A 20,819-nucleotide genomic window follows, 5' to 3' on the forward strand; every position below is an offset into this window, starting at 1 on the left:
TTGAGCAAAGATTCGGGAAGCGGCATGATTTTCGCATGGGCATTTTGCCCGCGCGATAGGAGGAGTATTTCAATGAAACAGATTCTTGGATTTGCCGCCGCCGGTATTCTGGCTGCGGGGATGGCATTGGCCGATGGGCATATGGTGTGGCGGTCCGTGGATGCGCAATCCAGCGTGGCTTTCGGGTCAGTAAAGGGGAATGAGACCGGGGAGGTTCATCATTTCAGTGGTGTCAGCGGTAGCGTTTCCGAGGCGGGAGACGTGTCGATCATGATTGATCTCACTTCGGTGGAGACGAATATCGACATCCGCAACGAGCGCATGGCAGAGCATGTGTTCAAGGGCGCGACCACGGCTGAATTGATGGGAACGGTCGATATGGGCGCGGTGAGCGCGCTTGCGGTTGGGGAGACCATGTTGACCGGGTTCGAAGGGAGCCTTTCCCTCATGGGCATGCAGGCGGATGTCGAGGCAGAGATGCTTGTCGTGCGGCTGGCGGAGGATCGGGTTCTCGTCACGACCGCGGATTTCATCATGCTCTCGACTGCGGATCTTGGCCTTGATGGCGGGATTGACACGTTGAAGGATCTCGCCGGTCTTTCTGGCATCACGCGTGTCACACCGGTCGCGGTTCGGATGGTGTTTGAGCACTAAGGAAAAGGCCCGGAGTGCATTTCTGGCTCCGGGCCTTGTTTCCGCTTTTCAGAGGCGGTTGAGAAGCGTGGCCGTGGGCCAAGCGTCTGCGGGCAGGCCGAGGCGCATTTGTTCAGCGCGCACGGCGGCGCGGGTGCCTGCGCCAAGGATGCCGTCGATCTTGCCGACATCATGGCCGCGGGCCTGTAGCTTGCGCTGAAGCTGTTTCATCTGGCCGCCTGAAAGGCCCGGTTCTGGATTGCCAGCGTCATAGCGCGGCGCGCCTTCGAGGCGGGTTGCGAAATAGGCGGCGGTGGTCACGTAGACAAAGCTCTGGTTCCATTCGAAATAGACGTTGAAGTTCGGGTAGGCGAGGAAAGCCGGCCCCTTGCGCCCCTGCGGTAGGATCAAGGACGCAGGCAGGTTGGCGAGCTTGCCCGAGCGCGGCTTGATGCCGAGGCGGGACCAGTCGGAGGTGCTCATCGTGGTCTGGAGGCCAGAGAGGGACCAGTCCATGGAGTCTGGGACGGTCACTTCTTGTAGCCACGGTTCGCCTTTGCGCCAACCGAGATGCGAGAGCATCTTGGCGCCGGACATGAGGGCGTCTTGGGCGGAGGTCTTGAGGAGGACATGGCCATCACCATCGCCATCGACGCCGTTCTCGAGAATGTCTTGCGGGAGCATCTGGACCATGCCGATCTCGCCCGCCCAAGCGCCTGTGGTTTTGGTTGGGCTGAAATCGCCGTGTTTGTAAAGCTCGAGCGCGGCGAAAACCTGAGGGCGGAAGAGATGCGGGCGGCGGCAGTCATGGGCCAGCGTCACAAGGGAATTGAGCGTGTTGAAGTCGCCCTGAAACGCGCCGTAGTCCGTCTCAAAAGCCCAGAACGCCAAGAGGACGCCGCGCGAGACGCCGTAGGTTTTCTCGATGCGGGAGAAGGTGTTGGCGTAGGTCTTGGCCTTGGATTGGCCGACATTGATGCGGTTTTGGCTAATGAGGCGTTGTGAGAAGTCGAGGAAGGGCATTTGAAAGACGCCCTGCGCGCGGTCGGCCTTGAGGGTGCGGGGGTCCTGGCGGACGGAGGCGAAGAAATTGTTCACCGTGGATTGCGCATAGCCGCGCGACACCGCTTCGGACTTGAGATCCTGGACAAAGCCCGAGAAGGAACCGCCGCAGGGTGTCGCGGCGAGGGCGGATTGGGCGGTAAGCGCGAGCGCGGCGATGAAGAGAGTAAAACGCATGAGATCCTCGTGAACGATTTGCGGCGAGCCTAGCAGGGGCAGGGTCGCGCGGACAATGATTAGATCAGGGCAAGGAGGACGGTCAGGGCGAGGGCGGCGGCCCATGTCCGCCAAAGCGCGGTGCAGGCTGCGTCGATCTCGTCGGGGCCGAGGTTGCGGCGGCCCGTGGCGTTGACGAAGGGAAAGTCGCGCATCTCGCCGTCATAGGCGCGGGGGCCGGAGATGGCGACGCCAAGGGCGCGGGCCATGGCGGATTCGGGCCATCCGGCATTGGGTGAGCGGTGCAGGCGCGCGTCGGTGCGGATCGCGGGCCAATCGGAGAGGACATTATGCGTTGCGCCGATCATGAGCGCGGTCAGGCGGGCGGGAATCCAGTTCAGGAGGTCGTCGAACCGTGCCGCGGCCCAGCCGAATTGCTCATGCCGCGGAGTGCGGTAGCCGATCATGCTATCGGCGGTGTTGATGGCCTTATAGACGAGGAGGCCGGGCAAACCCGCGACAAGAAACCAGAAGGCCGGGGCGATGACACCGTCGGAGAGGTTCTCGGCGGCGGATTCGATGGCAGAGCGGGAGACAGCGTCGGCGTCCATCGCTTCGGTATCGCGCGAGACGATGCGCGACACGGCGCGTCGGCCTTCGCCAAGAGACAGGCGCAGACCATCGCCCACGGCACGGACGTGATCGACAAGCGAGCGTTGGGCGAGAAGGATTGCCGCAAGCAAAATCTCAGGGAGCCAGCCGAAGGCGGCGAGGAGTTTGCCGAGGACCAGCATGGCCAGTGTCAGGGCTGCGATGGTGGCAACACCTTTGGCCTTGCGCGATGATCCCTCATTGAACCGCGCGTCTGCCCATCCAATCGCGCGCCCAAGCAGCACAGCCGGGTGCGACACCCGAGACCAGAGCCAGCGCGGTTCGCCAAGGGCTGCATCGAGAAGCAAGGCGAGAGCGAGGAGGGAGGCGTGACTCATGGGACTTCAACCTGTGCAAGCTATCCGGTTCGGGCGCAGGTGCGTTGTCGCGGGAATGGGGGGCGAGTGCAAGAATTACAGGCCCCCACGCGCCTCGGTTAATCCAAAATTAATCATTTGTTAGGAGTCTGGTAAGGCGCGGGCCCGGTATCTATGGATTGGTTGTGTTTGGCCCGACTGTCGCAGGAGATGACATGCGGGTTCTGATTGTAGAGAGCAATCCAGATTTGGGTCGGCTCTGGCAACGGCATTTGGAAAGGCTTGGGGCCGAGGTTGACCTCGTCACCTGTGAGGCCACGGCGATTCATGCCCTGCGGATGCGGCCCTTTGATATCATTGTCCTTGATCTCGTGATCGAGGAAGGCGCGGCGCTTGCGATTTCGGATTTCGCCTCATACCGGCGTCCCGAGGCGCGGGTGCTCTTTGTCACCAACACCTCGTTCTTTTCCGATGGATCCATTTTTCGCCATAGCGCCAACGCCTGTGCGTTCGTGCAATCAAGCACACCGCCCGAGGACATCGCCGCTATGGTCGAACATTACGCCGCGACGCCCTGATCCTTGTCGCCCATCTTTTCGCGACCGTGCGCTTCCCAGTAGTTGATCTCGGGGTTGATCGGCAGGATGCGGTTCGGATTGATGGTATCGTGGCTATAGTGATAGTGGCGCACGATGTGATCCATGTTGACCGTGTCGGCGACGCCCGGATGTTGGAAAAGCTCTCGCGTGTAGGCCCAAAGGTTCGGATAGTCGATGAGACGCCGACGGTTGCATTTGAAATGCAGGTGATAGACCGGATCAAAGCGGATCAGCGTCGTGAAAAGGCGCCAGTCCGCTTCGGTCAGGCGATTGCCGATGAGATAGCGCGACTTGGAGAGCCGCTCTTCGAGCCAGTCGAGGGTCTCAAAGAGTGGATAGACGGCTTCTTCATAGGCGGCCTGTGTGGTGGCAAAGCCGGATTTGTAAACGCCGTTGTTGACCGTGTCATAGATGCGCGCGTTGACGACTTCGATCTCGTCGCGAAGCGGCTCGGGCCAGTAGTCCTCTCGGTTGCCGGTCAGGTCGTCAAAGGCCGAATTGAGCATGCGAATGATCTCGGCGCTTTCATTTGAGACGATGGTCTTACGCGTCTTGTCCCAAAGGATCGGCACCGTGACGCGCCCGGAATAGACGGGGTCGGCCTCGGTATAGATCTCTCGGGCGAAGGTTTTGCCGAGGAGGGTATCGCCGGTTGCGCCATACGCATCCGTTTGGAAAGTCCAGCCCTCACCAAGCATATCGGGATGCACGACTGAAATGCTGATATGATCGGTCAGGTCTTTCAGGGCGCGGAAGATCAGGGTTCGGTGTGCCCAGGGGCAGGCATAGGACACATAGAGGTGATAGCGTCCACTTTCGGCCTTGAAGCCGCCTTCGCCAGAGGGGCCAGGCGCGCCATCGGCGGTGATCCAGTTGCGAAATTGCGATTCAGAGCGCACGAACTTTCCGTTCGTCGCCTTTGTGTCATACCATTTGTCGGTCCATTGACCGTCGACGAGCAAACCCATGATGGTCTCCTTTCTGTTGTCCCAAGAGGTAGGGCGCGAAGGGTGCGGTGAAAACGCAACAGGGCGCAGGGGAACTGCGCGTCAATGCACAGGTGGGCGGTTGACGGGAATCGCTTTGGCCGTGACCCTGCGGACAAGTATGGAGAACGCGATATGTCGACATGGGTTCCTAAGGAAGTGCAGGCGGGGCTTGATGCGGCCCGCAAGAAGAGCTTGCGCAAGAGCAGCAAGATGCGGGTCGAGGCCGATGGTCAGTCGTTTCGCGTTCTGAAATATCGCGAGAACGGGTTTACCCTTGATATCGAGGATGCGCCGCATTTGCGCGGATTGGTCGATCTCTACGACGGGGGGCGGCATGTCTATCAATGCCTCATCGTGGCCTCCGAGGAGGACGGCGACGTGATGCATTACGAGTTCAAGCGCTCGACCGTGGCGGAGGACAAGCCGCCTGCGGATTATTTTAAAGGTGAGAACCAGCCCACTGCGCTCATCGCCGATCAGAGCTAGGGCATTTGGTAGAGAGATGAAGAGGCGGTCAGAGCAATCTGGCCGCCTCTTGTCTTGTGCGGGTTATTGCAGGTCCGAGAAGGCTTCGGTCAGGCGCTCGCAGGCTTGTTCGACGAGGGCGCGGGGCGTGGCGATATTGAAGCGCAGGAAATTTTCGCCGCCAGAGCCGAAAGTGTCGCCGTGGTTGGGGGCGATGCGGGCTTGTTTCTGAACCCGGTCGATGAATTCGGGCGGGGCCATGCCGGTGTCGGTGAAGTCGACCCAGCTTAGGTAGGTGGCTTCGAGGTTCATGGATTTGATCCCCGGAATGGCGTTGATCGCGCTGTCGAGGAGTTGGCGATTGCCATCAAGGTAGAGCATCAGCGCATCGACCCATTCTGCGCCTTCGGGAGAATAGGCGGCCTCGGCCATGAAGAGGCCAAAGGAGTTCGGCGAGAGGCCGAGCCCAGCCATACGGGCCGCGAATTTGGCGCGCAGGGCGTCGTCGGGAATGATGACGTTGCCGGAGTGGGAACCGGCGATGTTGAAGGTCTTGGTTGTCGCCGTCATCATCACGAGCCGGTCGAGGATCGTCGGATCGACAAGGGGCATCGCGATGTGGCTGTGGCCGGGATAGACGAGATCGTGATGGATTTCGTCGGAGACGAGGATCAGGTCGTGGCGTTTGCAGAAATCGGCGACGCCCTGAAGTTCGTCCTTAGTCCAGACGCGGCCGCCGGGGTTGTGGGGCGAGCAGAGGATGACCATGCGCTCGGCACCGGTCATCATCGTGTCGTAGGCGGCGAAGTCCATCTCGTAGCGACCGTCATTGTTGACGAGCGGACATTCCACGACCTCGCGCCCGGCAGCTTTGATGACGCGGGAGAAGGCGTGGTAAACCGGGGTGAAAAGGACGACGCCATCGCCCGGTTCGGTGTAGGTATCGACGCACATGGCTGTGCCGTTGACGAGGCCGTGAGTTGTAAAGATATGGGCGGGGTCGACCGTCCAGCCGTGGCGCGTCTGCATCCACCAGGTGATCGCCTCGCGGTAGGCCGTATCGTCGCCGTAATAGCCATAGACGCCATGATCGACCATGGCTTGCAGCGCGTCAGAGACGCATTGCGGTGGGCGGAAATCCATGTCGGCGACCCACATAGCGAGACCGTCAGATGCAGGAACGTCATAGAGCTTCTCCATCATGTCCCATTTGACGGAGTGGGTTCCATACCGGTTGATGATCTCGTCGAAGTTCATGTCTCACGCGTCCCTTGCTGTTGAACAGGGTGACGCTAGCGGATTGACCGGCGGGCGCAAGGGGCGTTGCAACCCTTGTTGGCTTGGCCTAGATGAAGGCCATGCTGAAGCCGATCCTCATTCACCCCGACCCGCGTCTCAAGAAGGTCTGTGCGCCGGTGTCCGATTTGTCGGACGAGTTGCGCGCACTGGCCAAGGACATGCTTGAAACCATGTATGATGCGCCCGGTATCGGGCTTGCCGCACCGCAGGTGGGGGTTCTGGATCGTTTGATCGTCATGGATTGCGTCAAGGACGGCGATCCAGAGCCGATGGTGATGTTTAATCCCGAAATCCTCGACAAGAGCGAAGATCTCAACACCTATGAGGAGGGGTGTCTTTCGATCCCAGAGCAATTCGCCGAGGTCACGCGCCCGGCAGAGGTGCGCGTGGGTTGGATCGACGAGAACGGCAATCCGCAGGAAAAGGACTTTGACGGGCTTTGGGCGACCTGTGTGCAGCATGAGATCGACCACCTCAACGGCAAGCTTTTCATTGATTATCTCGGCCCGATGAAGCGGCAGATGATGACGCGCAAGTCGCAGAAGATGAAACGCGAGCGGGCGAGGGACTGATCCGTGGCGGTGCGGACCTGTATCCCGTGGCCTGACAAGCGGTTGCGCACGGCGGCGGCAGCGGTTGAAGAAATCACCGACGCAGAGCGCGCGGTGTGGGATGATCTTGTCGATACGATGGAAGCGATGCCGGGCGTCGGCATGGGTGCGAACCAGATTGGCGTGATGCAGCGGCTTGCCGTCGTCGATGCGAGCGAAGAGCGCGGTCAGGTTGTGCGGATGGCCAACCCGGAAATCCTTCATGCGAGCGTGCAGCTTCGCGAACATGACGAGGCGAGCCCGAACCTTCCCGGTGTCTGGGCGACGATCAAGCGGCCGCGCGCCGTCACCGTGCGGTATATGGATGAGGCGGGAGAGACGGTGGAAAAGGATTTCGTTGGCCTCTGGGCGACGAGCGTGCAGCACCAGATCGACCACCTGAACGGCAAGATGTATTTCGACCACCTGAGCCGGACGAAGCGCGCGATGCTTCTCAAGCGGGCACAGAAGGCGCGGTAGGAGGAAGGCCATGCGGATTGTTTTCATGGGCACGCCGGAGTTTTCCGTGCCGGTTCTTGATGCGCTTGTGGAGGCGGGGCACGAGATTGCCGCCGTCTATTGCCAGCCGCCGCGTCCGGCGGGACGCGGGAAGAAAGAGCGTCCGACGCCGGTTCATGCGCGGGCCGAGGCGCTTGGCCTTGAGGTGCGTTACCCGGTGTCTCTCAAAGGGGAAGAGGCGCAGGCGGAGTTTGCCGCGCTGGGCGCCGATGTGGCGGTTGTCGTGGCCTATGGGTTGATCCTGCCGCAACCGGTTCTTGATGCGCCGAAGAAGGGTTGCCTTAACATCCATGCAAGCCTGTTGCCGCGTTGGCGCGGTGCGGCACCGATCCATCGTGCGATCATGGCGGGGGATGACGAGACGGGCGTTTGTATCATGCAGATGGAAGCGGGGCTTGATACCGGGCCTGTGTTGCTACGCAAAGCGACGGAGATCGGGGCGGAAGAGACGACCGCAGAGTTGCACGACCGTTTGTCGGACATGGGCGCGGCGGCGATTGTCGAGGCGCTTGTGGCGCTTGATGATCTCGAACCGGAGGTGCAGCCCGAGGACGGTGTTACCTATGCCGCGAAGATCGACAAGGCAGAGGCGCAAGTCGATTGGAGCGCGCCCGCGGTCGAGGTGGATCGCAAGATCCGTGGCCTTTCGCCCTTTCCCGGTGCGTGGTGTGAAATCGAGGGCCAGCGCGTGAAGCTTCTCGCGTCGCGGTGTGTCGAGGGCGCCGGAGCGGCGGGCGAAGTCCTTGACGATGCGCTGACCGTGGCTTGCGGCGAGGGAGCCGTGCAGCTTCTGCGCTTGCAACGGGCGGGCAAGGGCGCGCAGGATGCGGATGTGTTCCAGCGCGGTTTTGCCGTTGCCAAGGGCACGCGGCTCTAGGCGGGAGACAGCCCATGTTCTTTACCTTTTTCGGTACGGTCGTGATCGCGGGGATCATCGGCTATGCCTCGGAACGGTCTGGGTTCACGCGCAATGGCTATATCCCGTCGATCATCATCTGTGTGGGTGGCGCGTTCCTGTTCTTCATGGTGAGCCGGATGTTCCAGATCAGTTTCGGCAGTCCGGGGCTCAATGCGATCATTGCCTCTGTGGGGTCTTTGGCCATCGTGCCGACCCATTTCCGCAAGTAATCCGAGCCGACGCTTTACGCAGCGAATCACAGGCGTTACACTGAATCTCATAAAAAGCGGCCGTTCAAATGAGCCGCGTGACATATGAGGCAGTAGCAGTGGCGAGCATAGGCTTGGGGCGCGGAACATCCGCGCCGAAAGTAACCGTTGTGTCCACCATGAAAGACGAGGGAGCCTATATCCTCGACTGGGTGGCGCATTACAGAACCCTCGGAGCAACGGATATCGTCGTGTTTACCAACGACGTGTCGGACCCGACGGATCACATCCTGCGGCGGCTCAATTGCATGGGCGAGGTACATCACCGTTTCAATCGGGTGATGCGGCGCGGGCCGCATAAAAGCGCGCTCATGTGGGCGGAACACGAACCGGCGGTGCGCGAGGCGGATTGGATCCTTGTTGTCGATGTCGATGAGTTCCTCGATATCAAGGTCGGCGACGGGACGTTTCAGGATTTGATCGCAGAACATCCCGAGGCGGATGCGATTTCCTTCCCCTGGCGTATTTTCGGCAATGCAGGGGTCGAAAAGATCACCGGCGAAAGCGTGCCAAGGCAGTTCACCAAAGCGCAACCAGCCGAGGGCAAGCCGGGCGAACATCGGTTCTTCAAGACGCTCTTTCGCAATGACAAGACGAAGTTCAACCGCATGGGGGTTCACCGCCCGTTCCTTGCCAAGAACCATGCGCCGATCCATTGGATCCTGCCGGATGGCACGCGGGTTCTCGAGGATGACAAGGGCGGCGCGCTGCATCTGCGCGATCACTATGGCTATGAGGGCGCACAGTTGAACCACTATGCGCTGCGGTCACTCGATGCTTTCCTCAACAAGCAGCGTCGCGGACGTGCCAACCATTTCAAGGGCACGATCGAGATGGGCTATTGGAAGAAGTTCGATAAGAACGACGAGGAAGACACGTCCCTGGCCGAGAAGTTCTTTGCCGCGGAAGCCTATCGCCGCCGTCTTCTTGCGCAGGATGAGGCGCTTGCCCGGCACCACGAGGCGGCGCTTGATTGGGCGCAGCGGATGGCGCGCAAGGCCCGGCGCGAGCAACAGTGCAAGACCTTCCTCAAAGCGCTTGCCCAGCTGGATGCCCCGGCGTCGGAGGCAGCGCGCGACGTTGCCTGAGACCTAGGGTTTGAACGGCGCCATCCCGGCGCGGGCGAGTTCGTCGGCGCGTTCGTTCTCGGGGTGGCCCGCGTGGCCCTTGACCCATTCCCATGTCACATCATGGCGCGCTTGCGCGGCGTCGAGGCGTTGCCAAAGCTCGGCGTTCTTGACCGGTTTCTTGGCCGCGGTTTTCCAACCGTTCTTTTTCCAGCCGTGAATCCAACCCGTGACTCCGTTCTTCACATAGGTGGAGTCGGTCACAATGGTGATGGTCGAGGGCTTGGTGAGCGCCTCGAGCGCACTGATCGCGGCCATGAGTTCCATCTGGTTGTTGGTGGTGCCGGGGGCGCCGCCAGAAAGCTCGCGTTCCTTGAGGACGGTGTCGCCCTCTTTGGCGCGCATGAGAACGCCCCAGCCGCCGGGGCCGGGATTTCCGGAGCAGGCTCCGTCGGTATAGGCAAAGAGATCAGGCATGGGCGGTCATTACAACGAAGGTATCCGGATCGCCAGAGCGGTCGTGGCGATTGCCGCGTCGGATATGTGAAATCGTGAACCCGGCAGCCTCGAGACGCGCGGCGAGATCCTCTTCGCGGTAGTATGTGAAGAAGCGGTCGAAGGCATCGCGGGACTCGCCCGCACCAAGCTTCATGGCGATGTGGAGCGCACCTTTGGGACGTAGCAGGGCGCGGATATGTGAGAGATGATCCGGCAGGGCGCCGCGCGGGACATGCAGCAGCGAGAAATTGGCCCAGACCCCATCATAGGCGGCGGTTTTGGGAAGGTCGGCGAGCGTCGCTTCGCGCGCAGCGATCCCGAACCGGGCGGTGGCAAGGGCGACCATCTCGGGGCACGGGTCGATCGCATCGACGACAAGGCCTTCGGCCACAAGCCGCGCGGCCCATTGGCCGGGGCCGCAGCCGAGGTCAAGCACATGGGCGCCTTTTGGAACAAGTGAGAGGAAAGCCGCAACGTCTGCGTCTTGATCCACATCGGCGGGAAGAGTGCCGTCCTTGGCGTAGGCGCGGGCGGCGCGGCTGTAGACGGCGAGGGTGCGCGCGTCAGGCACGGGCGGCAAGGGTGATCCATCCCGCCATGGCGCCGTCGAGCCCCTTGGAGGTGCCGCGATTCGTAGCAAAGACTGACAGGCCCGCATCGGCAAGGAGGGCGGTCAGTTCGTCCTCGGTATAGTAGGTATAGAGCCGCCCGAGCGCGTCACGCCTCGAGCCTGTGCCGGTCTTGACCCCGATATGGAACCGACCGCCGGGTTTCAGGGCGCGGACGATGGCGGCGAGGTGGCGGGGCATGGCGTCGCGCGGGGCGTGGAGCAGGGAGAAATTTGCCCAGATGCCATCATAGAGCGCATGGCCTGCAATCTCGTCGAACGTGGCCTGATGGGCAGTGACGCCGGGATGCGCGGCAGCGAGGGAGACCATCTCGGCAGAGGCATCCGTCGCCGTGACGTTCAGGCCGTGCCGCGCCATTTCGGCGGCAGAGTGTCCGGGGCCGCAACCGAGGTCGAGCACATGGCCCGCTTGCGGCATGTCGGCGATGAAGGCGGCAAGCTGTTTGTCACGCGCTTCACTTTCGGTCAGGGCGGCGTAGTCGGCAGCCTGTGCATCGTAGACGGCGAGGGTCTCGCGATCGCTCATGCGCGTTCGAGGGCGAGGCGGCCCGCAAGCGCGACGAAGATCGCGGCAAAGCCCCGGTTGAGCCAGCTCATCACCCGCGCGCTTCCGAGAAGAAGGTCGCGGGCCTTGGCGGCGAAGAGGCCGTAGAGGACGAAGACGCCAAAGGTCAGGGCCATGAACACCGCGCCGAGCGCCGTCATCTCGAGGGTGGCGGTGGCCGGGTTGCCAGAGAGGAATGGCGGCAGAAGCGCGAGAAAGAAGACCGAGAGCTTTGGGTTCAGGATATTGATGAGTGCGCCACGGCGGGCGATGGCAAAGCCGGGGCGGGAGCGGGTCTCGGCGCTGACCGAGAGCGCACCACCGGAGCGCAGCGCGGACCATGCGAGGTAGAGCAGATACGCGACGCCGGCGAATTTCACCACGTTGAACAAAAGCGCCGACGTGTGGAGCACAGCCGCGAGGCCGAGTGTCGCCGCCGCGAGATGCGGCACGATCCCGAAGGTGCAGCCGAGTGCGGCCCAGAGCGCGGCGCGGTGACCTTGGCCGATGCCCATGGCGAGCGTGTAGATGACACCCGTACCGGGGGCGATGACGACGACAAGGGCCGTCAGCAGGAATTGAGCGGAGATCATGGGCGCCTCGGGATCAGAAATATGTTCCGGGCAGCTGACACGGTATGGCGCGCGCGGTCAATATCAGGCGGTTTCGCGCAGGACGCGCGGCACCTTGAAGTTCACGCGTTCCACGGCGGTTTCGACGATTTCGACGGTCACGTCGAAACGGTCGCGGAAGGCGTCGATCACTTCGTTGACGAGGACTTCGGGCGCGGAGGCGCCAGCGGTGATGCCAATCGCGCGGATGCCTTCGAGCGCGCGCCAGTCGATATCTTCGGCGCGCTGCACGAGTTGCGAATAGGCGCAGCCGTTCTTGGCGCCCACTTCGACAAGGCGGCGGGAGTTGGACGAGTTCGGCGCACCGACCACGAGGATCGCATCGACCTTGGGCGCAACTTCCTTGACCGCTTCTTGGCGGTTGGTGGTCGCGTAGCAGATGTCTTCTTTATGTGGACCGACGATCTCGGGGAAGCGGGCCTTGAGGGCCGCGACGATGCCGATCGTGTCGTCGACGGAAAGGGTTGTCTGGGTCACGAAAGCGAGTTTCGAGGGATCACGGACCTCGATGGTCTCGACATCAGCCTCGGTTTCGACAAGGAGGACTTCGCCATCCGGGAGTTGACCCATGGTGCCGATGGTCTCGGGGTGTCCGGCATGGCCGATCATGATGATCTGGAGGCCGTTTTCGGAATGGCGCTCGGCTTCGATATGCACCTTCGAGACAAGCGGACAGGTGGCATCGACATAGACCATGTTGCGCCGCTCGGCCTCGGCAGGGACGAGCTTGGGCACGCCATGAGCAGAGAAGATCACCGGGCGGTCATCGGGGCAGTCGGACAGTTCCTCGACAAAGACCGCGCCTTTCTCGCGCAGGCTATCGACGACGAACTTGTTGTGCACGATCTCGTGTCGGACATAGACCGGCGCACCCCATTTCTCGAGCGCCATCTCGACGATCTTGATTGCGCGGTCGACACCCGCGCAGAAGCCGCGCGGGGCGGCGAGGTAAAGTGTCAGGGCGGGTTTGGTCATGCGCGCGTCCTTTCGTCCTTGGCACAGAGGTAAGGGTTTGACCCTCCAACGTCCAGCCTGCGCCGGTCGCGAACTCGTGATTGGCCTTCCAGTTATGGGAAGGTTCTATGGCTTGAGCGCAAATAGTGGAGGATACCGACGATGTGGAAGGCCTGTTGTGTGCTGGCTGGGGCTCTTATGGGGCTATCTGGAGGGGCTGGAATGATGGCCCATGCGGAGGGCAAAGGGTTTCTGCCTTACCGCGATGGCGCTGCTGTTGAGCGGGGTGCACAGGTCTATGCGGACAGCTGTGCAAGCTGTCATGGAGATCGGCTTGAGGGGGAAAAGAACTGGCGTCAGCCGGGGCCGGACGGACGCCTGCCTGCCCCGCCGCACGATCCTTCGGGGCATACGTGGCATCATCCGGACATGGTTCTGTTCAGGTTGACGAAGTACGGGCCAGAGGCGCTTGTCGGTGGAGACTACGAAAGCAATATGCCGGGGTTCGACGGGGTTCTGAGCGATCAGGAGATTGTCGAGGTGCTCGCCTATATCAAGAGCACCTGGCCAGAGGAGATTGTCGAGGCCCACAACGCGCGCAACGAATAGGCGCGGGACAAACGAAAAACCGGGGCGCGCGGCCCCGGTTTCATTAGTCGGCGCTATATGCCGGTTCGCGTTCGGCCGGGGCCGTTTCGCGCGGCGGTCGGCCGATCACTTCACGAAGTCCATCAAGCTCGATGAAATTGTCGGCCTGACGGCGCAGCTCATCCGAGATCATCGGCGGTTGGCTACGGATCGTGGAGACCACAGACACGCGCACGCCTTGCCGTTGAAGGCTTTCGATCAGCGGCCGGAAATCCCCATCTCCGGAAAACAGCACGATATGGTCCACATGCGGCGCGAGCTCCATGGCGTCCACAGCAAGCTCGATATCCATGTTCCCCTTGACCTTCCGGCGTCCTTGGGAGTCTGTGTACTCCTTGGCCGGTTTGGTCACCATGGTGAAGCCGTTATAGTGAAGCCAGTCTACCAGCGGGCGGATCGGGGAATATTCATCATTCTCCAGAAGCGCCGTGTAGTAGAACGCGCGCAGCAACTTGCCACGTCGCATAAACTCCTGCCGCAGGAGTTTGTAGTCGATGTCAAATCCGAGTGCTTTTGCTGCGGCGTATAGATTTGAGCCATCGATGAACAGCGCGAGCCGTTCGTCTTTGTAAAACATAAAAAGTCCCTTTCTAATGTCGCGGCGCACACGAAAAAATCCAGTGAGTGTTCAGGAAGCGCGCGCCGACATCGCATAAGGGTAGTGGTTTTAAAGGGGGCTGCAAGCTAAAGAACACCCCGGTTTGACCCCTGAAACAGGAAAAACAATGGATAAGATGTATCTTTGGATACTTGCACTCGGCGGAAACTTGCCTTCGGAGGAGGGTTCGCCCGAAGAAACGCTCCGTGCGGCGCTAAAAATGCTGGATGGCGAGGGGATGCGGCTGGTTGATTCGAGCCGCCTCTACGAGACGCCCTGTTTCCCGCCGGGTGCAGGGCCGGACTACATCAACGCGGCGGCGCTTGTGGAAAGCCGGCTTGACGCGGGCGCGCTACTTGACCGGTTGCACGAGATCGAAGCGGCGTTCGGGCGTGCCCGGCAGCAGCGTTGGGGTATGCGGACACTCGACATCGACCTGATCGCAGGCGGGGCGCAGGTCTTGCCGGATCAGGATACATACGCCGCATGGCGTGATCTTGATCTCGACACCCAGATGAAAGCCACCCCGGAGCAACTGATTCTTCCACATCCAAGGATGCACGAGCGGGCCTTTGTCCTTGTGCCCGTGCATGATGTGGCGCCGGACTGGATTCACCCGGTTTTTGGGCAAAGCGTTGCCGAAATGCTTGCTGCATTGCCCGAAAGCGCCCGAAAAGAGGTTCGGCCCCTTTGAAATCAGGCGATTGTGGGGTTGTCTTCGTCGCCCATCCCTCTTAGATACTCGGTTTCTGACCCGTCCCAGACTGAATGGAGTCCCACATGGCCCGCGTGACCGTTGAAGATTGCGTCGACAAGGTTCCGAACCGCTTCGAACTTGTGATGCTTGCCGCACACCGTGCGCGCGAAGTGTCTTCTGGTGCGGAGATCACCGTGGACCGGGACAACGACAAAAACCCTGTCGTGAGTCTGCGTGAGATCGCGGAAGAGACCCAGACTGCGGATGAACTGCGTGAGCGCCTCATCGAGAGCTACCAGACCCAGATCGAGGTCGACGAGCCGGAAGAGGATCGCATGGCGCTTCTCATGGGTGCCGAAAGCGATGCGCCTGCCGAAGACGACATGTCAGAAGAAAAACTCCTTCGCGCCCTCATGGAAGCGCAAGGCCAGGGCTAAGCGCGAGAGGCGTCGGTAGGAGAGAATGGAAGACAGATTCGAGCTTTTCCCGGTTGATGAGCTCGTTGAACGCATTCTCACCTACAACCCGAAGACCAATGAAAAGCTCATCCGCGAGGCCTATGATTTCGGCCGCGAGATGCATGAAGGGCAGACCCGGCATTCCGGAGAGCCCTATTTTTCCCATCCCATCGAAGTCGCCTGTATCCTGACCGAGCAGCATCTTGACGATGCGACGATCATCACGGCGCTTTTGCATGACACGATCGAGGACACCAAGGCCTCGTATTCCGAAGTCGCGACGCGGTTCGGGGATGAGGTTGCGATGCTCGTGGATGGGGTCACAAAGCTGACCAACCTGCAGCTTTCCTCAAGCGAGACCAAACAGGCCGAGAACTTCCGCAAGCTCTTCATGGCGATGTCGAAAGACCTGCGCGTGATCCTTGTGAAGCTCGCCGACCGTTTGCACAACATGCGGACGATCAAGGCGATGCGCCCGGAGAAGCAGGTGCAGAAGGCCCGCGAGACCATGGATATCTTTGCCCCCCTTGCAGGGCGCATGGGGATGCAATGGATGCGCGAAGAGCTTGAAGACCTCGCGTTCAAGGTGCTCAACCCCGAGGGGCGTGCGTCGATCATGCGCCGCTTTATCACGCTGCAGAAAGAAACCGGGGATGTAATCCAGCGGATCACCAATGACATGCGGTTGGAGTTCGCGGAGCTTGGGATCGAGGCGGAGGTGTTTGGCCGCGCCAAGAAGCCCTATTCGATCTGGCGCAAGATGCAGGCGAAGGATCAGGGGTTCTCGCGGCTTTCGGATATCTACGGCTTCCGGATCATCACCAAGAACGAGGTGGATTGCTACCGGGCGCTTGGGGCGATCCATCTGCGCTGGCGCGCGGTGCCGGGCCGGTTCAAGGACTACATCAGCCAGCCAAAATCCAACGGCTACCGGTCGATCCATACAACGGTCTCGGGGCGCAATGGTCGCCGTGTCGAGGTGCAGATCCGCACGCAGCAGATGCATGACGTGGCCGAGTCCGGGGTTGCGGCGCACTGGTCCTATAAGGACGGCGTGCGCGGGGAGAACCCGTTTGCCGTTGATCCGGGAAAGTGGATCAACACGCTGGCCGAGCAGTTCAGTGCCGAGGATGATCATGACGAATTCCTCGAGGCGGTGAAGCTCGAGATGTATTCGGACAAGGTTTTCTGTTTCACGCCCAAGGGCGAAGTCGTCAAGCTTCCGCGTGGGGCGACGCCGCTCGATTTTGCCTATGCAATCCATACGCGGATCGGCCATGCCTGTGTCGGGGCAAAGATCGACCACATGCGCGTGCCGCTTTGGACCCGTATCAAGAACGGCCAGTCGGTCGAGATCATCACGGCGGAAGGCCAGGCGCCACAGGCGACATGGCTCGACATTGCGACTACGGGCAAGGCGCGTTCCGCGATCCGGCGCGCGTTGCGCGAGGTCGACAAGGAACGGTTCATCAAGCTTGGGCGCGAACTTGCCCGGGCGGCGTTCGAACATGTTGGCAAGAAGGCGACGGACAAGGCGCTCGACATGGCGGCGCAGACTTTGCGCCTTGAGGATCGTGACGAGCTTTTGGCACGGATGGGGAGCGCAGAGCTTACGGCGTATGAGGTCGTGCAGGCGGTTTATCCCGACCTCGTGCCGGAAGAGGGCGACGAGGTGGCGAGCGACCGCGCTGTGATCGGCCTCTCAGAAGGCCAGAGTTTCCACCGCGCGCCCTGCTGTCAGCCGCTGCCGGGAGAGCGGATCGTCGGCATCACCTATCGTGGCCAAGGCGTTGTGGTGCACGCGATTGATTGCGAGTCTCTCAGCAATTACGAGGAACAGCCGGATCGTTGGATCGACCTGCATTGGAGCTCGGGCAAGCACAAGGCTGTCTATACGGTGATGCTCAACATCACGATTGGCAACGATGCGGGTGTCCTTGGGCGGATCTGCACGCTGATCGGCGAGAACAAGGCGAATATCTCGGACCTCGAATTCGTCGACAGGAAGCCCGATTTTTACCGTCTTTTGGTGCATGTTGATCTAAGAGATGCAGAGCACCTGCATTCGCTCATGATGGCCCTTGCGGCCGAGAGTGATGTGGCAGAGATAGAACGATACAGAGACCCCAGCCTTGCAAAGGTGTCGGCGGGATCAAAGTAGCAAGGGACACACAAAGGTGGTCTTCAAGCGAAGGGACAAGCGACCGATCTACCAGATCGTGTTCGACTTCTTCTGGCCCAAAGGGGGCTGGACCCGCGCGTTCTACTATGTGCGTCATCGCCTGCGCCGGCTGCCGGGTACGCCCGAATTCATCGCACGGGGCATTTGGGCCGGGGTCTTTACGACATTCACTCCGTTCTACGGGATGCACTTTGTCGTCGCCGCCTTGGTGTCACGCGTGATTAACGGAAATCTTCTTGCGGCGCTGCTTGGGACGTTTTTTGGCAATCCGCTGACCTATCTGCCAATTGGTGTCATCTCTCTCAAGACGGGGCACTTCCTTCTTGGGACGCAGTTCGACGAAGGCGCGCATCGCTCGCTCGTTGGGAAATTCGCGCATGCGGGGCTCGACCTTTGGCGCAATGTTGGTGCGCTTTTTACGGATCGCGATGCGGATTGGACGGCCTTGCGGCTTTTTTGGAATGAAGTGTTCTTTCCCTATCTCGTTGGTGGAATCCTTCCCGGCATCATTGCCGGAACTGTAGCCTACTACATCAGTGTGCCGGTCATCCGCGCCTATCAGAAACGGCGCACGGCCAAGATTCAAAAGAAAATGGCAGCGCTGCGCGAACGGGCGCGGCAACAGGCTGCCTTGCGGGCCGAAGAAGAAAACGGTCGAGGTTGAGAAACGGGTTTCGCCCGGAGAGCCGTCGCACTAGATTTCCAGCAACAGGAAACAGGGGAGCTGCGAGATGCTGCGACTAGGGGTGAATATCGATCACGTGGCCACGGTGCGCAATGCGCGCGGCAGTGCCTATCCGGACCCGGTTCGGGCCGCCAAGATGGCCGAGGCTGCGGGTGCGGACGGCATCACCGCGCACTTGCGCGAAGATCGTCGCCATATCCTCGATGCAGATATTGATGCCTTGATGGAAAACCTAACGGTGCCGCTCAACTTTGAGATGGCGGCGACCGAGGAGATGCAGCAGATCGCGCTGCGCCATGTGCCGCATGCGGTGTGCATCGTGCCGGAGAAACGCGAGGAACGGACGACGGAAGGCGGTCTCGAGGTCGCGCGCGAAGAAAATCGGATCGGTGATTTCATCGCGCCTTTGCGCGAGGCGGGGTGCCGCGTGTCATTGTTCGTCGCCGCGGACAAGCCGCAGATCGAGTCGGCAGCGCGGATTGGGGCGCAGGTTGTGGAACTGCATACCGGGGCCTATTGCGACCTGCATTACGAAGGGCGTCTCAAAGAGCGCGACGCCGAGTTGGAGCGGCTGCGCGAGATGTCGAGCTATGCGCATTCGCTTGGCCTTGAGGTCCATGCCGGGCATGGGCTGACTTATGACACGGTGAAGCCGATCGCGGCCTTCCCGGAGGTTGTCGAACTCAATATCGGGCATTTCCTGATTGCCGAGTCGATCTTTGTCGGGTTGGAGCCGGTGCTGAAGGAAATGCGCCGCCTCATGGACGAAGCGCGGGCCTGAGATGATCCTCGGAATCGGCACGGACCTCGCCAATATCGACCGGATATCCGACACGCTCGATCGATTCGGGGATCGGTTCCGCAATCGCGTTTTTACCGAGGTCGAGCAGGCCAAGGCAGAGCGGCGACGAGACAGCGTTGGCACCTATGCGAAACGTTGGGCCGCGAAAGAGGCCTGCTCTAAGGCGCTTGGCACCGGACTTCGCATGGGGATCAGCTGGAAAGATATGGCGGTCTCAAACCTGCGCACGGGACAGCCCGTGATGGAGGTCACGGGGTGGGCAGCAGAGCGCCTGCGGGACATGACACCGGACGGGCATGAGGCGATCATTCACGTCACGCTCACCGACGACCACCCTTGGGCACAGGCCTTTGTCGTCATCGAGGCGCGGCCTCTCGCGCAGTTGGGTTGACACCTGAGCGCCTGAGCCGCATGTAAACCGCATCATTCAGCACCCCGAGAGGCAGGCATATGGCAGGCGAAGCCAAGAAGCAGAACGCGTTCATCGAGACCATCAAAACAGTCGTTTACGCGCTCCTGATCGCGGGTGTGTTCCGGACCCTCTTCTTTCAGCCGTTCTGGATTCCCTCGGGGTCGATGAAGGACACGTTGTTGATCGGGGATTTCCTCTTCGTCAACAAGTTCGCCTATGGCTATTCCTATGCGTCCTGCCCGTCCGTGCGCCTGCCGCAGTTCGGGGTCAATATCGACGCCAAGACCCTTTGTGGTGTCTTCGACGGGGACAACAAGCGGTTCCTCGGCTCCGAACCCGAGCGTGGTGATGTCGTGGTGTTCCGCCATCCGGCGACCGGCTTCGACTATATCAAGCGCCTTGTAGGCTTGCCGGGGGATAAGGTTCAGGTCATCGCGGGCGTGCTGCAGATCAATGGCAAGCCGGTCGAGCTTGAGGATGGCGGCATCTTTGAAGAGACGGCCGGGCCACAGGGACCGCAAGGTCTCCGCCCGCGCTGTGCCAACGGGCCGGTGGGCGATGGCGGCCAATGTCTCAAGGAACGTCAGATCGAGACGCTTCCGGGCGGTGTCAAACACGCGATCCTCAACATCACCAACCAATCTTCGGACAACACCGGTATCTATACCGTGCCTGAGAAGCACTATTTCTTTATGGGCGATAACCGTGACAACTCGACCGATAGCCGGGTGCCGCAAGTGGCGCGTGGGGTTGGGTTCGTGCCCTACGAGAACCTGATTGGGCGCGCGGATCGCGTCATGTTCTCCTCGGCGGGCCGGTCCATGTTCTTCTTCTGGACATGGCGCGGCGATCGGTTCTTTAAGGCGATCCAGTGAAACTTGCGGCGGAGCTGAAGGCGCTCGAGGCGCGGATCGGGCACGAGTTTTCCCGCCCGGAGCTTCTCGTGCGCGCAGTGACGCATTCCTCGATGTCGTCGCCGACACGCGACGACAATCAGCGGCTCGAGTTCCTTGGGGACCGGGTTCTTGGGCTTGTTATGGCCGAGGCGCTTTTGGCGCAGGATCGCAAGGCTACGGAAGGCCAACTCGCCCCGCGGTTCAACGCTTTGGTGCGCAAAGAAGCCTGCGCCGACGTGGCGCGGGAAATCGCGCTTGGCGATGCGTTAAAACTTGGCCGGTCTGAAATGCTCTCGGGTGGGCGAAGAAAACAGGCCCTTCTTGGCGATGCCATGGAGGCGCTGATCGCGGCCGTCTACCTTGATGCGGGGTTCGAGACGGCCAAGGCCATGGTGATCCGGCTTTGGGGCGCGCGGGTGCATCAGGTCGAGGCCGATGCGCGCGACCCCAAGACCAGCCTTCAGGAATGGGCGCAGGGGCGGGGCATGAAGCCACCAACCTATGAGATGTTGAATCGGTCGGGACCAGATCATGCACCGGTCTTCAACATCGTTGTGCGCCTTGATAGCGGCGAAAGCGCCGAAGCGAGCGATACCTCCAAGCGCAAGGCAGAGCAGGCGGCGGCAAAGGCGCTTCTGGAGCGGCTCGAGCAGGGCTAAGGCGCTTTCCTA

At 61.0% G+C, this 20,819-nt stretch carries 27 protein-coding genes; 17 read left to right on the top strand and 10 right to left on the bottom strand.

Annotation, left to right across the window (positions count from 1 at the left end):
- The first annotated feature begins 72 nt into the window (after positions 1-72).
- Positions 73-654 carry a YceI family protein gene (locus tag R1W01_RS15330; RefSeq protein WP_243613705.1) on the top strand — a complete coding sequence of 194 codons (582 nt, stop codon included), beginning with the start codon at positions 73-75 and terminating at the stop codon, positions 652-654.
- 48 nt (positions 655-702) lie between these two features.
- Here R1W01_RS15330 and R1W01_RS15335 read toward each other — a convergent pair whose 3' ends face one another.
- Together R1W01_RS15335 and cbiB are read right to left on the bottom strand one after the other, a co-directional pair.
- Positions 703-1,872 carry a lytic murein transglycosylase gene (locus tag R1W01_RS15335; RefSeq protein WP_243613706.1) on the bottom strand — a complete coding sequence of 390 codons (1,170 nt, stop codon included), beginning with the start codon at positions 1,870-1,872 and terminating at the stop codon, positions 703-705.
- 59 nt (positions 1,873-1,931) lie between these two features.
- On the bottom strand, positions 1,932-2,840 hold the full coding sequence (gene cbiB, locus R1W01_RS15340; protein WP_297758138.1) for an adenosylcobinamide-phosphate synthase CbiB: 909 nt from the start codon (positions 2,838-2,840) through the stop codon (positions 1,932-1,934).
- Positions 2,841-3,034: 194 nt separating this feature from the next.
- On the opposite strand from cbiB, the gene R1W01_RS15345 reads away from it, so the two are divergent.
- Positions 3,035-3,397, top strand: a complete 363-nt coding sequence (locus tag R1W01_RS15345; RefSeq protein WP_243613708.1) for a response regulator transcription factor — start codon at positions 3,035-3,037, stop codon at positions 3,395-3,397.
- On the opposite strand, the gene R1W01_RS15350 is transcribed toward R1W01_RS15345, so the two are convergent.
- Positions 3,379-4,386 (bottom strand): glutathione S-transferase family protein, encoded by a 1,008-nt coding sequence (locus R1W01_RS15350; protein WP_297758134.1) that lies wholly within the window; start codon positions 4,384-4,386, stop codon positions 3,379-3,381. The two genes, R1W01_RS15345 and R1W01_RS15350, sit on opposite strands and share 19 nt — an antisense overlap.
- Before the next feature lie 153 nt (positions 4,387-4,539).
- Here R1W01_RS15350 and R1W01_RS15355 point away from each other — a divergent pair, with 153 nt between their 5' ends.
- The gene (locus R1W01_RS15355; protein ID WP_243613710.1) at positions 4,540-4,893 is read left to right on the top strand and encodes a hypothetical protein; all 354 of its coding nucleotides are present in this window, start codon (positions 4,540-4,542) and stop codon (positions 4,891-4,893) included.
- A gap of 63 nt (positions 4,894-4,956) precedes the next feature.
- Here the strand turns inward: R1W01_RS15355 and R1W01_RS15360 are convergent, their stop codons facing one another.
- Entirely contained in the window at positions 4,957-6,129 is a 1,173-nt protein-coding gene (locus tag R1W01_RS15360) for a MalY/PatB family protein (protein ID WP_297758131.1), read from the bottom strand.
- Between the two features lie 101 nt (positions 6,130-6,230).
- Between R1W01_RS15360 and def (R1W01_RS15365) the strand changes: the two genes are divergently transcribed.
- From def (R1W01_RS15365) to R1W01_RS15385, 5 genes are all read left to right on the top strand, one after another.
- On the top strand, positions 6,231-6,743 hold the full coding sequence (gene def / locus R1W01_RS15365; protein WP_297758128.1) for a peptide deformylase: 513 nt from the start codon (positions 6,231-6,233) through the stop codon (positions 6,741-6,743).
- A gap of 3 nt (positions 6,744-6,746) precedes the next feature.
- Positions 6,747-7,241: a peptide deformylase gene (def, locus tag R1W01_RS15370; RefSeq protein ID WP_297758125.1), complete on the top strand. Its 495-nt coding sequence runs from the start codon at positions 6,747-6,749 to the stop codon at positions 7,239-7,241.
- Between the two features lie 10 nt (positions 7,242-7,251).
- A complete protein-coding gene (fmt, locus tag R1W01_RS15375; RefSeq protein ID WP_297758122.1) occupies positions 7,252-8,157 on the top strand; it encodes a methionyl-tRNA formyltransferase in 906 nt (301 codons plus the stop codon).
- Positions 8,158-8,171: 14 nt separating this feature from the next.
- Entirely contained in the window at positions 8,172-8,408 is a 237-nt protein-coding gene (locus R1W01_RS15380) for a hypothetical protein (protein ID WP_243613715.1), read from the top strand.
- A gap of 158 nt (positions 8,409-8,566) precedes the next feature.
- The gene (locus R1W01_RS15385; RefSeq protein ID WP_317275313.1) at positions 8,567-9,535 is read left to right on the top strand and encodes a glycosyltransferase family 2 protein; all 969 of its coding nucleotides are present in this window, start codon (positions 8,567-8,569) and stop codon (positions 9,533-9,535) included.
- Between the two features lie 3 nt (positions 9,536-9,538).
- On the opposite strand, the gene rnhA is transcribed toward R1W01_RS15385, so the two are convergent.
- From rnhA to ispH, 5 genes are all read right to left on the bottom strand, one after another.
- Positions 9,539-9,991: a ribonuclease HI gene (rnhA, locus tag R1W01_RS15390; RefSeq protein WP_243613717.1), complete on the bottom strand. Its 453-nt coding sequence runs from the start codon at positions 9,989-9,991 to the stop codon at positions 9,539-9,541.
- On the bottom strand, positions 9,984-10,583 hold the full coding sequence (locus R1W01_RS15395; RefSeq protein WP_297758118.1) for a class I SAM-dependent methyltransferase: 600 nt from the start codon (positions 10,581-10,583) through the stop codon (positions 9,984-9,986). The genes rnhA and R1W01_RS15395 overlap by 8 nt, the downstream gene beginning before the upstream one ends.
- Complete coding sequence (locus R1W01_RS15400; RefSeq protein WP_297758115.1) at positions 10,576-11,166, bottom strand: class I SAM-dependent methyltransferase; 591 nt, start codon at positions 11,164-11,166, stop codon at positions 10,576-10,578. The genes R1W01_RS15395 and R1W01_RS15400 overlap by 8 nt, the downstream gene beginning before the upstream one ends.
- On the bottom strand, positions 11,163-11,777 hold the full coding sequence (locus R1W01_RS15405; RefSeq protein WP_243613719.1) for a LysE family translocator: 615 nt from the start codon (positions 11,775-11,777) through the stop codon (positions 11,163-11,165). Before R1W01_RS15405 ends, R1W01_RS15400 begins: the two co-directional genes overlap by 4 nt.
- A gap of 63 nt (positions 11,778-11,840) precedes the next feature.
- Positions 11,841-12,791 (bottom strand): 4-hydroxy-3-methylbut-2-enyl diphosphate reductase, encoded by a 951-nt coding sequence (ispH, locus tag R1W01_RS15410; protein WP_243613720.1) that lies wholly within the window; start codon positions 12,789-12,791, stop codon positions 11,841-11,843.
- 204 nt (positions 12,792-12,995) lie between these two features.
- Between ispH and R1W01_RS15415 the strand changes: the two genes are divergently transcribed.
- The gene (locus tag R1W01_RS15415; protein WP_243613739.1) at positions 12,996-13,379 is read left to right on the top strand and encodes a c-type cytochrome; all 384 of its coding nucleotides are present in this window, start codon (positions 12,996-12,998) and stop codon (positions 13,377-13,379) included.
- 43 nt (positions 13,380-13,422) lie between these two features.
- Here the strand turns inward: R1W01_RS15415 and R1W01_RS15420 are convergent, their stop codons facing one another.
- Positions 13,423-13,995 carry an NYN domain-containing protein gene (locus R1W01_RS15420; protein ID WP_243613721.1) on the bottom strand — a complete coding sequence of 191 codons (573 nt, stop codon included), beginning with the start codon at positions 13,993-13,995 and terminating at the stop codon, positions 13,423-13,425.
- Positions 13,996-14,143: 148 nt separating this feature from the next.
- Here R1W01_RS15420 and folK point away from each other — a divergent pair, with 148 nt between their 5' ends.
- The 8 genes from folK (at position 14,144) to rnc (ending at position 20,807) form a co-directional block, all read left to right on the top strand.
- Complete coding sequence (gene folK / locus R1W01_RS15425; protein WP_297758111.1) at positions 14,144-14,710, top strand: 2-amino-4-hydroxy-6-hydroxymethyldihydropteridine diphosphokinase; 567 nt, start codon at positions 14,144-14,146, stop codon at positions 14,708-14,710.
- A gap of 86 nt (positions 14,711-14,796) precedes the next feature.
- A complete protein-coding gene (rpoZ, locus tag R1W01_RS15430; protein WP_243613723.1) occupies positions 14,797-15,150 on the top strand; it encodes a DNA-directed RNA polymerase subunit omega in 354 nt (117 codons plus the stop codon).
- Positions 15,151-15,175: 25 nt separating this feature from the next.
- Complete coding sequence (locus R1W01_RS15435) at positions 15,176-17,332, top strand: RelA/SpoT family protein (RefSeq protein ID WP_243613724.1); 2,157 nt, start codon at positions 15,176-15,178, stop codon at positions 17,330-17,332.
- A 16-nt stretch (positions 17,333-17,348) separates the two neighbouring features.
- Positions 17,349-18,017, top strand: a complete 669-nt coding sequence (locus tag R1W01_RS15440) for a DUF2062 domain-containing protein (RefSeq protein ID WP_297758104.1) — start codon at positions 17,349-17,351, stop codon at positions 18,015-18,017.
- Positions 18,018-18,084: 67 nt separating this feature from the next.
- Complete coding sequence (locus tag R1W01_RS15445) at positions 18,085-18,819, top strand: pyridoxine 5'-phosphate synthase (RefSeq protein WP_243613726.1); 735 nt, start codon at positions 18,085-18,087, stop codon at positions 18,817-18,819.
- A 1-nt stretch (position 18,820) separates the two neighbouring features.
- Positions 18,821-19,231, top strand: a complete 411-nt coding sequence (gene acpS / locus R1W01_RS15450) for a holo-ACP synthase (RefSeq protein WP_243613727.1) — start codon at positions 18,821-18,823, stop codon at positions 19,229-19,231.
- Positions 19,232-19,290: 59 nt separating this feature from the next.
- On the top strand, positions 19,291-20,127 hold the full coding sequence (lepB, locus tag R1W01_RS15455; protein WP_297758100.1) for a signal peptidase I: 837 nt from the start codon (positions 19,291-19,293) through the stop codon (positions 20,125-20,127).
- Complete coding sequence (gene rnc / locus R1W01_RS15460) at positions 20,124-20,807, top strand: ribonuclease III (protein ID WP_243613729.1); 684 nt, start codon at positions 20,124-20,126, stop codon at positions 20,805-20,807. The genes lepB and rnc overlap by 4 nt, the downstream gene beginning before the upstream one ends.
- Positions 20,808-20,819: the final 12 nt, after the last annotated feature.

The organism is Shimia sp. FJ5 (assembly GCF_032918335.1).
In the GTDB taxonomy this organism is placed as follows: Bacteria; Pseudomonadota; Alphaproteobacteria; order Rhodobacterales; family Rhodobacteraceae; genus Shimia; species Shimia aestuarii_A.

Coding starts and splice junctions, on each gene's coding strand:
- R1W01_RS15330 (WP_243613705.1), top strand. CDS start 73: ATGAAACAGATTCTTGGATTTGCCGCCGCCGGTATTCTGGCTGCGGGG.
- R1W01_RS15335 (WP_243613706.1), bottom strand. CDS start 1,872: ATGCGTTTTACTCTCTTCATCGCCGCGCTCGCGCTTACCGCCCAATCC.
- cbiB (WP_297758138.1), bottom strand. CDS start 2,840: ATGAGTCACGCCTCCCTCCTCGCTCTCGCCTTGCTTCTCGATGCAGCC.
- R1W01_RS15345 (WP_243613708.1), top strand. CDS start 3,035: ATGCGGGTTCTGATTGTAGAGAGCAATCCAGATTTGGGTCGGCTCTGG.
- R1W01_RS15350 (WP_297758134.1), bottom strand. CDS start 4,386: ATGGGTTTGCTCGTCGACGGTCAATGGACCGACAAATGGTATGACACA.
- R1W01_RS15355 (WP_243613710.1), top strand. CDS start 4,540: ATGTCGACATGGGTTCCTAAGGAAGTGCAGGCGGGGCTTGATGCGGCC.
- R1W01_RS15360 (WP_297758131.1), bottom strand. CDS start 6,129: ATGAACTTCGACGAGATCATCAACCGGTATGGAACCCACTCCGTCAAA.
- def (WP_297758128.1), top strand. CDS start 6,231: ATGCTGAAGCCGATCCTCATTCACCCCGACCCGCGTCTCAAGAAGGTC.
- fmt (WP_297758122.1), top strand. CDS start 7,252: ATGCGGATTGTTTTCATGGGCACGCCGGAGTTTTCCGTGCCGGTTCTT.
- R1W01_RS15380 (WP_243613715.1), top strand. CDS start 8,172: ATGTTCTTTACCTTTTTCGGTACGGTCGTGATCGCGGGGATCATCGGC.
- R1W01_RS15385 (WP_317275313.1), top strand. CDS start 8,567: ATGAAAGACGAGGGAGCCTATATCCTCGACTGGGTGGCGCATTACAGA.
- rnhA (WP_243613717.1), bottom strand. CDS start 9,991: ATGCCTGATCTCTTTGCCTATACCGACGGAGCCTGCTCCGGAAATCCC.
- R1W01_RS15400 (WP_297758115.1), bottom strand. CDS start 11,166: ATGAGCGATCGCGAGACCCTCGCCGTCTACGATGCACAGGCTGCCGAC.
- R1W01_RS15405 (WP_243613719.1), bottom strand. CDS start 11,777: ATGATCTCCGCTCAATTCCTGCTGACGGCCCTTGTCGTCGTCATCGCC.
- ispH (WP_243613720.1), bottom strand. CDS start 12,791: ATGACCAAACCCGCCCTGACACTTTACCTCGCCGCCCCGCGCGGCTTC.
- R1W01_RS15415 (WP_243613739.1), top strand. CDS start 12,996: ATGGCCCATGCGGAGGGCAAAGGGTTTCTGCCTTACCGCGATGGCGCT.
- R1W01_RS15420 (WP_243613721.1), bottom strand. CDS start 13,995: ATGTTTTACAAAGACGAACGGCTCGCGCTGTTCATCGATGGCTCAAAT.
- folK (WP_297758111.1), top strand. CDS start 14,144: ATGGATAAGATGTATCTTTGGATACTTGCACTCGGCGGAAACTTGCCT.
- rpoZ (WP_243613723.1), top strand. CDS start 14,797: ATGGCCCGCGTGACCGTTGAAGATTGCGTCGACAAGGTTCCGAACCGC.
- R1W01_RS15435 (WP_243613724.1), top strand. CDS start 15,176: ATGGAAGACAGATTCGAGCTTTTCCCGGTTGATGAGCTCGTTGAACGC.
- R1W01_RS15445 (WP_243613726.1), top strand. CDS start 18,085: ATGCTGCGACTAGGGGTGAATATCGATCACGTGGCCACGGTGCGCAAT.
- acpS (WP_243613727.1), top strand. CDS start 18,821: ATGATCCTCGGAATCGGCACGGACCTCGCCAATATCGACCGGATATCC.
- lepB (WP_297758100.1), top strand. CDS start 19,291: ATGGCAGGCGAAGCCAAGAAGCAGAACGCGTTCATCGAGACCATCAAA.